Source organism: Methanosarcina sp. 2.H.A.1B.4 (assembly GCF_000979385.1).
GTDB lineage: Archaea > Halobacteriota > Methanosarcinia > Methanosarcinales > Methanosarcinaceae > Methanosarcina.
The window spans coordinates 105,069-117,488 of record NZ_JJOV01000080.1; the positions used below are offsets into that span (position 1 = coordinate 105,069).

8 protein-coding genes are annotated in these 12,420 nt (G+C 44.5%); 4 read left to right on the plus strand and 4 right to left on the minus strand.

The window, feature by feature from the left end; all coding sequences use genetic code 11:
• Nucleotides 1-49: 49 nt before the first annotated feature.
• A complete protein-coding gene (locus EO92_RS12565; protein WP_048172035.1) occupies nt 50-970 on the minus strand; it encodes a hypothetical protein in 921 nt (306 codons plus the stop codon).
• 304 nt (nt 971-1,274) lie between these two features.
• On the opposite strand from EO92_RS12565, the gene corA reads away from it, so the two are divergent.
• The 3 genes from corA (at nt 1,275) to EO92_RS12580 (ending at nt 4,526) form a co-directional block, all read left to right on the plus strand.
• Nucleotides 1,275-2,345, plus strand: coding sequence for a magnesium/cobalt transporter CorA (corA, locus tag EO92_RS12570; RefSeq protein ID WP_048172036.1), 1,071 nt, complete (start codon nt 1,275-1,277; stop codon nt 2,343-2,345).
• 523 nt (nt 2,346-2,868) lie between these two features.
• Nucleotides 2,869-3,612 (plus strand): DUF432 domain-containing protein, encoded by a 744-nt coding sequence (locus EO92_RS12575; RefSeq protein ID WP_048172038.1) that lies wholly within the window; start codon nt 2,869-2,871, stop codon nt 3,610-3,612.
• Nucleotides 3,600-4,526, plus strand: a complete 927-nt coding sequence (locus EO92_RS12580) for a mechanosensitive ion channel family protein (RefSeq protein WP_235283326.1) — start codon at nt 3,600-3,602, stop codon at nt 4,524-4,526. The genes EO92_RS12575 and EO92_RS12580 overlap by 13 nt, the downstream gene beginning before the upstream one ends.
• Nucleotides 4,527-4,707: 181 nt before the next feature.
• Here the strand turns inward: EO92_RS12580 and EO92_RS12585 are convergent, their stop codons facing one another.
• Both EO92_RS12585 and EO92_RS18130 read right to left on the minus strand, forming a co-directional pair.
• Nucleotides 4,708-5,289, minus strand: coding sequence for a cysteine hydrolase family protein (locus EO92_RS12585; RefSeq protein WP_048172040.1), 582 nt, complete (start codon nt 5,287-5,289; stop codon nt 4,708-4,710).
• Nucleotides 5,290-5,616: 327 nt separating this feature from the next.
• Nucleotides 5,617-5,829 carry a hypothetical protein gene (locus EO92_RS18130; RefSeq protein ID WP_162197474.1) on the minus strand — a complete coding sequence of 71 codons (213 nt, stop codon included), beginning with the start codon at nt 5,827-5,829 and terminating at the stop codon, nt 5,617-5,619.
• A 67-nt stretch (nt 5,830-5,896) separates the two neighbouring features.
• On the opposite strand from EO92_RS18130, the gene EO92_RS16775 reads away from it, so the two are divergent.
• Nucleotides 5,897-11,224, plus strand: coding sequence for a NosD domain-containing protein (locus EO92_RS16775; RefSeq protein ID WP_162197475.1), 5,328 nt, complete (start codon nt 5,897-5,899; stop codon nt 11,222-11,224).
• Between the two features lie 855 nt (nt 11,225-12,079).
• Here EO92_RS16775 and EO92_RS12595 read toward each other — a convergent pair.
• Nucleotides 12,080-12,364 (minus strand): ubiquitin-like small modifier protein 1, encoded by a 285-nt coding sequence (locus tag EO92_RS12595; RefSeq protein WP_048139432.1) that lies wholly within the window; start codon nt 12,362-12,364, stop codon nt 12,080-12,082.
• Nucleotides 12,365-12,420: the final 56 nt, after the last annotated feature.

Here is a 12,420-nt window from a genome sequence, read left to right on the forward strand (position 1 = left end):
TAAAAGTGTAATTAATTGCTGAGTTGACTAAAAAAATGAAAGGAAGAAATTACTTCCTTTCTTTTGCATACGCAACAATTGCATCCTTGACCCCGTATTTGAAGGCAACCACAATCGCAATCCCCCAAGCCAGCGGCCCGAAGAAGAGGTAGAGGATACTGGTATCAATCAGCATTGTATCCAGGGCAACCAGAACAAGAATAAGAAGCAGGAAGCCCCTGAGGAGGGGAAGAATGATATCTGTCCCTTCTATATCCATGCTTTTGACAGTAACACTCAGATAGTCCATTACCAGATCTATAGAAAGAATTCCTATCATCAGGATCAGGATGGCTATGATTACACGTGGCAAATACTGAGTGATATCTATCAACAGTTGAGTAATCATGGTCTGCTGCAGGATATCCGATGCAGCCGTGAGGAAGATCAGGTACCCGAATATTCTAACTATTCCAGCTATAATGCCTGAAGCTGTCAGTCCTCCGGATCTAACTGAAGCTCCAAGAGCTGTCTGTTCAAACTTATCATCCACTCCGGTTGAAATAAGCACCTTCTGGAGTAGGTCGCTGATGAAATCAACAATCAGCAAACCTATGAGCAGGACAATGAGAGCAGAGATCACAAGCGGAATATAGAATATTATGATCTCAACAAAGCTGTTCACTACCTCAATATTTAGAAGATCCAGGATGATTAAGGCAAAAATGATGTAGACGAACCAGCGGATGACTGCATCAAAAAAGCCGACCGTACTCATCTGTGCTCTTCTTAGCATTCCCCCTATCACCGTTTTGTCGACCAGATCATCGAGTCCGATTTTATCCAGTATCTTTGCCCCGATCTTCCCGAGAGCTTTCCCCAATACTATCCCTACAATAAGAAGAAGAATTATGGCCACTAATGTCGGAATAAATGCTATAAACTGATCAAACATATCATATAGACTATTCGTAATCTCCGTTTGAACCATATTAATCACCCCTATATCCAGTTTCAAAACTGACGATCTTTCCAAATTCCCCTATTTTTTGGAAAACCTAATATTATATTTATTATAATATTCTATTTAATGGATAATACATAAAATTATCTGCAATTTATCTGCACACTTAAAAACTCATTTCCAGGCTGAGAGTCGGGTTATGCTGAAAATTATAGAACCGGTTTCAATAGCTTAATAATTATATTCCAAGAAAAAAACCATACATAGGCTTAAATCAGTGAAGTCTTAATTAAATAAGATACTTATTTTTATTATAAAGTGAGGCAAAGCCGTGAAACCGGAAACTTTGGGAGGAAGACAATCAAATGTCGGGCTTGCCCCCGGAACTCTTGTCCATGTGGGGGAAAAAAAGGTAGAGAAGGTCGTAATTCAGGCATGGATCTATAACAACGAGAAACTTATCGAAAAAGAACTGCAGACCGTGGAGGAATGTCAGGCTTTAATGGATCAGCCTGGAATGAATTTATGGATAAATGTCGACGGTCTAGACCGGATTGAGGTTATAGAAAAGCTCGGGAAATATTTTAAGATCCACCCTCTGACTCTCGAAGACATACTAAACACGGGACAACGACCCAAGATGGAAGACTATGAGTCCTACATCTACACTGTATTAAAAATGATGCTCCTTGATACAGAAACGAAAGAAATTGTTATTGACCAGGTGAGCATCATCATCGGTCCCAGATACATCCTGTCTTTTCAGGAAAGGGAGGGGGACGTTTTTGATCCTCTCCGGGAAAGGCTCAAAAATCCGGCTTCACGCATGCGAAAGAACGGGGTGGACTACCTTGCCTACGGCCTTATTGACGCTGTAATCGACAATTATTTTCTGATCCTCGAGCACTTTGGGGAAAAGATAGAGGATCTTGAAGATGAACTTATCAGAAACCCGGCGCCAGGTACCCTTAAAATAATCCAGAAATACAAAAGAGATATGATCCTTCTGCGCAAATCGGTATGGCCCCTCAGGGAACTGATTAGCGGCCTACAGAAAGTGGAGTCCGAGCTTATCACGGCGACTACGCAGATTTACCTGAGGGACATTTATGACCACACCATTCAGGTCATAGACTCCATAGAGACATTCCGGGATATCCTCTCTTCAATGGTAGATGTCTACCTGTCCAGCTTGAGCAACAGGATGAATGATATTATGAAAGTCCTGACAATCATCGCCACGATTTTCATCCCCCTTACCTTTGTCGCAGGAGTCTATGGCATGAATTTTGACTACATGCCCGAACTCCGGTGGCGCTGGGGTTACCCTGTTGTCATGTTTAGTATGGTATTACTGGGAATAAGCATGTTTCTTTATTTTAAAAAGAGAAGATGGGTCTAAAAGCCGAATAAGTAAGAGCTACTGAGGAAGCTTGTAAGTAAGAAATGAGAACCAAACAAGTCAAAGTGACCGAAAAAAAAGGCAGAAGAAAGCAAAACAAAGCAAATTCTACTTGAAAAACACTCTTTGTCAAATCTCTTTTTTATTTCCCTCTTTTTTGGGAAGGGCCGTCAGACAAGCTGGCGGAGATATCCTATAATGCAGGGATTCAAAACCGAACTCCGGGGTCAAGGAAAGTATTTCTCAGCCCAGGGGATATTTTTTCCACAGATCAGTTTCTCTTAATAGCCGTATCGTTTCACCTTTTGTTTTTAATCCTAGCTGGCAGGCCGGTCTTAACCCAGGGCGGTGCAGGGAGAGAACTGAAAGCTTCTTTCCAGGGCTCCGGAATAGATCAATCAATCAGGGACCATCTTGTTCTACAGTCCTATAAAATTTATTCGAAGTAATTTTTTTATAATAGTTTGAATGTAATATTAAGAAATTTAGAAATTGACATAAATATGTTAATTGCTGGAATACTATGTACGGCTACTACGATCCCCCATTTTCAGTAGAACAGGAAGGAATTTCCATATCCGTAGAAAAAACAGGAGATGGATGGGTATACAAGAGGACGTTTGGAAAAGATGAAGTGGAAAAGCTCATACTTGGAGATAGAAAGCGCATTATCATCAATCCAGTTGAACCTCTGAACACTCCTAAAGAAATTACTCCAAATCTGCTGATAGAGTTTGAGAAAACCCTGCTCCTTGCAGGCGGGGAGAAAAAACGGATTTTTTTGACTTTCCCGGTTGAAATAGGCGTTTTTATCCTGGAAAACGGAAATAAGAGTCCCCAGGTCCTGGATGTGCTCAGCCTGGTGAGGCAGAAATTTACCCTTTACGGAGAGGTTTCAAACGGAGTTGTCTGCAAGCACTGGAAAAGCGGGTTATACTCGGTTTCTCCTTCCCTTAATCCCCTGCAGGAAGGAGTTATGGAGCTTACTCTTAGAAATACCTCCTCTGATTGGGCTTCAATCTCAAAAGCTGTTTTCAGTGCGTACGGGATGAAACTGTACTATGACGGGGATGTTTTTATGAAAGCCCGTATGGACATCCTCAACAGGAACACGGCTGAAACTGGTTTCGAAATGCAACCTATTAACGGAGAGATGAAAGGTTATCTTGTGAAAGACCAAAAAATCAGGAAAGAGGCTTTTGGCGTTTACGGCCTCCGGAAGCTTGGTTTTGTGCCTCTTAAATTTTATATGGGGTGGGGCTTTTGATCCTCCCGGATATTAATTTTTTTGATTTTGAGCTGTATGAAACCTCAGAAGGCATGGTTACCTTTGCAGACCTACTAAAGTTTGTTCTCATTCTTTCTTTTTCGGTCCTCCTCTCCAGAGTGCTCACAATTTACCTGCGGAGGTCTCTTAAAGACCGGGTTAGTAAGGATGTGGGCGAACCTGTCCTCAAACTTCTTTATTATAGCTCTCTTATTGTCGTTTTCATATCGACACTTCCCTTAATAGGGTTTGACCCCTCAGGGTTCCTGCTTGCAGGAGGAGTCGCGGGTATCGTCATCGGTTTTGCGAGCCAGAACATTGTTGGAAATCTGGTCGCAGGATGTTTCCTTATGTTTGAAAGGCCCATAAAAATAGGGGACCAGGTAGAAATCAATGGGATAGCTGGCTATGTTACCGATATCCGCATAATCTCAACCCTTATCCGCACCTATGACGGGCTCCTCGTCCGCCTGCCCAATCAGCAGGTCTTTACCACAAACATCACAAATATTGTGGGACATCCGGTAAGAAGATTTGAATACACAATCAGAATCCGCTATAGCGACGATGCCAGTGCTGCAATATGGCTGATCAAGGACCTTATAGACAAGGAACCTTTCGCCCTCATGAGCCCCGCTCCGTCAGTTTTTGTAAATGAGCTTGGAGAAAGCTCGGTAAACATTACTGCCAGGATCTGGGCTCCTGTGAACGAATGGTTCGGGCTGAAAACGAGGCTCCTGTGGAATATCAAAAAAACTCTTGAAGAAAACGGCATAGAAATTCCCTTCCCGCAGCGGGTGCTTCATATTAAAACAAATTCGGAAAAACCGCCGCAGGTGATTGAAGAGCTAAAAGAAAATACGTTTGAAGAAAACGAATGCGTGTTGAACTTTGAAGAAAGGGTATTAAACTGAAAAACTGAACCGGTGATTAAGCTGAGTGGCAAAAAGAAAAGAGAAGCAGGCTTTTTAAGATACAGATTTCCTGATCACGGTTTATCCCCTGTGCCTCCTTTCCTTTGGCATGAAAGTACTGTGATTTGAAAAGTACTTTCATTTCTTTGTGCCTGTTATTTGAAGAATTTCATCTTCATTTTTAATTTCTGACCTCAAGTGCATCCCTGATTGGTTTAACTGTAAGGGCTCCGGGTGTTCCTTTCATATTGTGAGGCGGCCAGGTGCCGGATTTTATTTCTTCCGAGTTTTCATCATGTTCGTCTTCAAGGAGCAGGATAACCCCTATGTCCTCAGGGACAGTATCTACCATCTTTGCTCCGCAAGCTTTGAGCTCCCCAAGGGCTTCATGTCCTTTTTTTTCATCAAAGGGGACCGTACAGCCCTTTACGACGTTTGTCCGAAAGCCCTTCTCAAGAAAGACAAGAGCATTGTGGTAGATGCAGACCTCATCAACCAGGCCTGTTATGAATACCTCGTCAATGCCCAGCTCCGCGAGCTCCAGTTCGAGTCTAGGGTTTGTGAAAGCGTTGTAGTGGTCTTTCGGAAGCCTGAGTACAGCAGTATTTCCCCTGCGGAGGGCTTTTTTCACAAGTTCCACTATCGGGTCAACGATTGCCCTGCCCAGTGGGGCCACGAGGCTGCCTTTATATTCCCTACCTTCATGTTCGTATTTCTCAAACACAAAGTCGTTTGTCATGTCTATGATAATCAGTGCTTTCAAGCTTTCACCCTTTTCTCAGAGTTATCCTTCAATCCATCTCGTCTTTGATCTTCTATTTGCGTTATTTGCGATAAGTTTACCCCTTAAGCCTTTTCTTTGAAGCAACTTTTTCTGGACTAACATGAAAATATAAAAACACTTAATACTCATAATAAATATAAAATATTTAATAGTTTAGTGCTTTTATTAAATAAATATTTTTAATGTAATTTGTTAAAATGTACTGACCATTAAATAAATATTTCTAATGTAATCTGTTAAAATGTACTGATCATTTTACGTTTATGCCGAGTAGGAAGCTGAATCTGTGTTATATCTTTAAAATAATTAAAAAACAAAATAAAACGTATAAAGGGATAAAATGCTAAAAAAACTCATTATATTATTTTTTCTTGCTGCAATATGCCTCTTTCCATGGCAAGCATCAGCAATTTCAGAAAACCTGACTTCGATAGAAAATGGATGTGTAACAGATGAATCTAATTTATCTTCTACATTTGAAAATAATTTAATTAAAACTTTTGAAAATAATGGATCCACAACATTTGAAAATTATGAATCAATTTCATCTAAAAATGATTCTTCAGGACTTTTTTCCCTCGCTCCTTTGAACCCCGATTTTGAGGAGTACATTGAAAATGAGGAGCTAACCGAGAATAGAATACTCCTGACCTCAGGTGAGGTTTCTGAAGAAGAAGAAGAAAATTTAGCTACAGGCTATACTCCCGCCCCAGTAGATCTCTCACACCTGAAAGCTGTTGAAAGTCCGGAGGGTTTGAGTAATTATCCTGCTTCTTACGACCTCAGGTCCCTTGGGCGTGTGAGTCCTGTCCGGGACCAGAAAGATGCAGGAAGCTGCTGGACATTTGGGGCTTATGCATCCCTTGAATCTTACATTCTCGGAACAGAAGGAAAAAACATGGACTTTTCCGAGAACAACATAAAAAACCTGCTTTCGGAGGAGTATCCTGAAGGTTTTGACCGCACTTTTGATGATGGCGGAAACGCTCTTATGACTACGGCTTACTTTGCCCGCTGGAGCGGCCCGGTAAGTGAGACCGATGACCCCTACGACCCTCACTCCAGGGTCTCTCCGACAGACCTTCCTTCCTTAAAACGTATACAGAAAGTGATTTCCCTCCCGGCAAGAAGCGGTCCCGAAGATAATGACCTGATCAAATGGGCCCTGACGAATTATGGGGCAGTTGACACTGTAATTTACTTTTCTTCCGATGCTTATGACGCTGCCAACTGCAGTCATTATTACGCAGGCTCGAATTGTGCAAACCATATGGTAGGTATAGTAGGCTGGGACGATTCTTTTGACCGAAACAAATTCACTCCTGCAGCTCCGGGAGATGGGGCGTTCATTGTCAAGAATTCCTGGGGTACCAACTGGGGAGATGAAGGTTTCTTCTATGTTTCTTATTACGATAATGTCATCGGAGGCGAGAATGTCGTCCATACAACCGAAGACCTCAGTTCCTATTCCCATGTGTACCAGTACGATCCTCTGGGCTGGGTTGAAAGTATCGGGTCTTCAGGAAGCAGCACAGCCTGGGCAGCCAACGTCTTTACAGCCGAAGAAGCTGAAACCCTTGAAGCTGTGAGTTTCTATACCCCTGCCACCGGCACAGGGTACGAAATCTACGTCTACAGCGATCCGGTTTCCGGTCCCATAAACCCTGCAGGGACAGAAAGTTTTGCTAACGGGACAATCACCTTTGCAGGTTACCACACGGTTTCCCTGAAATCTGGAGTTCCGCTTGAGCCCGGACAGGACTTTTCAATAGTTGTAAAATTTACTACCCCCGGGTATTCCTTCCCTGTGGCAGTTGAATACCCACAGGAAGGATACAGCAGCAAAGCCAGGGCAAATCCCGGGGAGAGTTTCTTCAGCCCGGACGGGGAAAGCTGGGTGGACACTGCCCTTGCTGTGGAAAACATGAACGTTTGCATTAAAGCTTTCACAAACCGGAGCGAAGCGGCAGAAGCTGCCTTCACGGCCAATGTTACCTCGGGTCCGGTTCCCCTCATGGTAGAATTTATTGATGCAAGTACGCTCTCCCCCACGGCCTGGTACTGGGACTTCGGGGACGGGAACACTTCTACCGACCGTTTCCCAACCCATACCTATGCGGGAGCCGGGAAGTACAATGTCACACTCCGAGTGGAAAACGAATACGGAAATTGCACTATTGAAAAAACGGAATGGATCAGTGCGACTGACGCTTCCCTGATCTATGTGGACGATGACGGGCCTGCAGACTTCACTTCCATCCAGGCTGCAGTTAATGCTGCTTCCCCCGGCGCCACAATCATTGTCAGAAACGGCACTTACACGGAAAACGTGGATGTTGACAGGGCTGTTACAATCATTTCCGAGTCCGGACCTGAGTATACGGAAGTAAAGGCTGCAAACCCGAAAGATTCCGTGTTTTATGTAACGGCAGATGCAGTAAACATTTCAGGTTTTTCCGTAAGTGGAGGGTCTGAATATTATTCTTCTTCCTCCTACGCTACCGCCGGCATCTGGCTCTATGAGGCCAGGGACTGCAACATAAGCGGAAACGTACTTTCGGACAATTGCTGTGGAATTTATATTATTGGTTCAGGGAACTGTACCCTGAACGGGAACAGGGCCGAATCCAATGAAATCGGAATCTATCTGTACGACTCGGAAGGAAATAGCCTGAGAAACAACAGTATGGAAAACAACTCTTACAATTTTGCAATTCCGAAAGCTTCGACTGAACAGGATATTGACGAAAGCAACACAGTTGACGGCAAGCCTATCTATTATCTTGTAAACGAAAGCGACCTTGTCCTAGATTCAGGTTCGGATGCAGGGACTATTTATTGTATTGACTGCCAGAATGTGACAGTCCGGGACCTGAACCTCTCCGGAAATTACTACGGGCTTTACCTATACAATACGGTGGATTCCCACTTTGAGAACCTTAGCTCGTCAGAAAATGACATCGGATTCTACATCCTGGATTCCTCAGGCTTGAATATCACGGACAACAGCGCAGATTCAAATTACTACGGGCTTTACATTGAAGATTCGGAATGGAAATCCCTCTCCGGTAATAGAATGGAAGGGAACACTTACAACTTTGGAATTGAAGGAGACTGTGCTTCGCAAAGTGTGCCTGAGGTGGAGTCAAGCAACCTGCTGGATGGAAAGTCCCTGTACATCCTTTCCGAAGTCTCCGACTATGTCCTGGATGCAGAATCTGATGCGGGTTCTGTTTGTTTGCTTAACTGCCTGAACGTAACAGTCCGGGACCTGGTGTTCCGGGACGGACGGTTTGGGGTCTACCTTTCCAGAACGGAAAGAGCAGCAATTGAAAACAATACGTTCTCCGGCAACCGGTATGGAGTGTACCTCGAGGACTCCGGGAACAATACGGTAGAGGGCAATGAATTTTCAGACAATTCGCGGGGAATTTACCTGACGTCCTCTTCAGGAAACACCCTGGCAAACAACACCCTGGCCGAAAATTCGGCATACGGCATCTATCTTTCCGAGTCCGGACGTAACAACATAAGCGGAAACAATGCCTCAGGGAGTAATGTAGGAATTCAGGCAGACTACTCCAATGGCAACACTTTCCTGGAAAACAGTGCTTATAACAATACTAACGGGCTTTGTCTGTTGGGTTCGGACTACAACAACCTGACAGCAAACACTGCAAATTCGAACAGTGAAAGCGGATTTGACCTGACCATAAGCCAGCACAATACCCTTTCAGGGAACAGAGCTCTGGACAACTTCCACGGCATTGTTCTTCAGGGCTGGACCGGGGAAGATTTCACTTCGGATAATGTCCTGTCTTCCAACACGATTTCAAATAACTCGGAATTCGGGATCTGGATCACAGTAGCCGAAAATAACACCATATACGGAAATTCGTTCCACAACATAAAGAACGTTAAGGACACGGGACATAATGTATGGAATACTACTTCAGGAAACTACTGGAGCGATTATGCGGGCTCTGATGCTGACGGAAATGGGATCGGAGACACTCCTTACGTTATCAACTCCATGACCGAAAGTAAGGATTACCTGCCCATCTGCAGGGAACCGGGTATCCCTCTGACCCTCACTGTGGGTTCCGGAGCTGGGGCTTTTTCCTCAATCCAGGCGGCTGTAAATGCTGCGTGGGAAGGGGATACGCTTCTTGTAAGCCCGGGCACTTATACGGAAAACATAAAGGTGAACAAATCGGTCAGCATCATTTCTTCCTCTGGGTACCCTGAAGATACCATTGTCCGTGCGGCTGATCCCGAAGAACACGTCTTCAACGTGATTGCCGATTCCGTGACGATCAGCGGGTTTACCGTGTCCGGAGCTTCAGAGGCCAGCAAGGCAGGGATTTATCTGGAAGGGGTATCTGGCTGCAGTTTAAGCGGGAATGTCCTTTCTGGCAGTTATTTTGGGATTCTGGGCATGTTCAACAGCGACAGCAACTGTTCAAACAACACTGTTGAGAATAATATGTGTGGAATCTTTTCTGTTGCCGGGGAAAACAACAAACTGAACAACAACAGCATCTCAGAAAACGAGTTCGGGCTCATTCTTGCTTCCGATTCCAGCGTCCTGAGAAATAATCTTATTTCAGGTAACGAGTACAACTTCGGAGCTTTGCCTTTTATAGCAGGTGTAATCGGGGATATCGATACCAGCAACCTTGTGGACGGCAAGCCCATTTACTACCTTGTAGGGGAATCCGACAGGGTGCTCGATGCTTCTTCCAATGCAGGGACAGTGTATCTTGTTGACTGCGAGAATATAACAGTCAGAGACCAGGTGCTTGAGCATAACATATACGGCATTTATCTTTACAATACGACGAATTCAAGTCTGGTCGGAAACCGTGTGAGTAATAACGATGAAGGGCTCACCCTTTATGATTCTTGCAATAACAGCATCTACAACAATTTCTTCTCAAGCGACTTTCTGAACGTCGAGTTGATGGGGGAATGTTCCGGAAACACCTGGAACGTCAGCAAGACTGAAGAGCCAAATATCCTCGGGGACCCGTATATCGGAGGCAACTGCTGGGCAAACCCGAAGGGGACAGGCTTTTCCGAAACCACTCCTGACGCAGATGGGGACGGGTTCTGTGACCTCCCTTACGAGATTCCGGGATCCGGAAACCAATTTGACAGCCTTCCCCTCTACAACCCTCCCGAAGTTACCGATGGCGGAGAAGAAGTAGAAGAAGAGGAACACAGGGGGAGTAGCGGGAGCCGGTCAGCCATTTTCAGTGGCGTCTCTGGAGTGCCTTCTGTCAACGTTCAGGTAGTGGATGTTTCCAGGCAGCAGGTACTCGCAGGCCAGCAGGCGGAGTTTACATTCAGTGGCCCCGGATGCAGTGTTACGGGCATCAGTTTTGTTTCAGGGACAAATGCCGGGACAGTGACCGGGAAAGTGGAGACCCTGAACGGCCTGCCAAAAACGATTCTGGAAGGTCCGGAAGGCGTGGTCTTCCAGTACATGAACATAGTGATCGGGAGCCAGTTCTTTGGGGAATCCGGGACGTTTGAGAGTGCCGTGATTGACTTTAAGGTCCCACGCAGCTGGATGGAAGAAAATATGATCGATGAAGCAACCCTCGTTCTGAACCGCTTCCATGAAAATGCCTGGGTCCAGCTTTCAACCGAAAAAACCGGGGAAGACGCCGAATTCTTCTACTTCAGAGCAGAAACCCCTGGCTTTTCCTACTACTCGATTACAGGGGAAAAGAAAGGTGCCGTTACGATAACGCCGGCAGAAACTCCAGGCTCCGGAGATGAGGCACAGAAAATAACGGGTAACGAAGTTCCGGAAACGACCTCAGAAGAAAAGAAAAGTCCGGGCTTTGGGATTGTCTTTGCAGTTTCGGGAATTCTTTCCGTACTGTTCCTGTTGAAAAAGAAGTAAGGAGGACAAAAAAGGAGGACAAAAAAGGAGAACAAAAAAACCTGAACTGTTAATACAGTGAAGGGAAATCATTTTCCCTTCCACTTTCTTTTTTTGCTGCCCGAGTTGCGATTCGGGATCACAGGAAATCGGAGATTTTCTGGGAGTTGTTATGTAATCGCAACAGCCCGCGGTCCTTTTCGCTGCGCTCAAGAGGACTAACTTATAGACGTTAATAATGAACTTCGTTCAGCGGACTAAATTACGATTTCTTTGACCCATACAACCTTATTCGCTATATTGAGTCGTTTTTGTCACGCTCGACGCAGGAGAGCGGTCTTTCCTAAAAATACAGAAAAGAAAAAGAGAAAAGAAGAGAAAGGAAAGAAGAAAAAGCCAGAAAGTGAAAACTACTGAAAACACTGCAAAAAACTAACAGACAGAACTGACCGGGGAAGCCTTTAAGAGATCAACAATAAATCAACAATAAATCAACAATAAATCAACAATAAATCAACAAAAAACCAGCAAGTAAAAGCAACCTGAAAACCTGTAAAGATGCCAAAGAAAGATAAATCAATTTTTATCTGAAAAATACTCTTTTTCGACTCTCTTTTTACCTCCTTTTTCTTTTTTCGTTCCTCTTTCTTCCTTTTTTTGCAGGGCCGCCAGACAAGCTGGCGGAGGCGTCCGATATTTACCTGTGGGTTGAAAACGGTTGCCGGGATTCAAGAGAATTATTTGCCGGGTCAGGTGACATTGTTGATTTCAGTTTATTTTAATACCAACATGTATTCACCTGCTATTTTTCTTGCATGGTTGAAAAGCTGGCTTCAGCCCTCAGTGAGGGGAGAACAATTTCTTAATATTCCGTTTTCACCCTCCGGCAACCGGAGGGATAAGGACCATAACATCCCCGGCTTTCAGTTCGGTTTCAAGCCCTGAAAGAAACTCCATGTCTCTCCCGTTTACCAGGATCCTGATTTTCGGGATCCCACCAGCAGTAGTGCCTGTCGTAGCTTCTTTTAATTCTATCCCGTACCGGTGTTCCAGAGTCCTCATGACCGCTTCCACGGTGTCCCCTGAGTGGATCTCAAGCTCGATTTCGGGCTCTCCGGTGATTTCACGGATAGTCGCAAGGAACTTTATGTGTACTTTCAAGCCTATCTCTCCGGAAAAAGAAATGAATAGATATGAAATGAAATAATGGAAAAAGT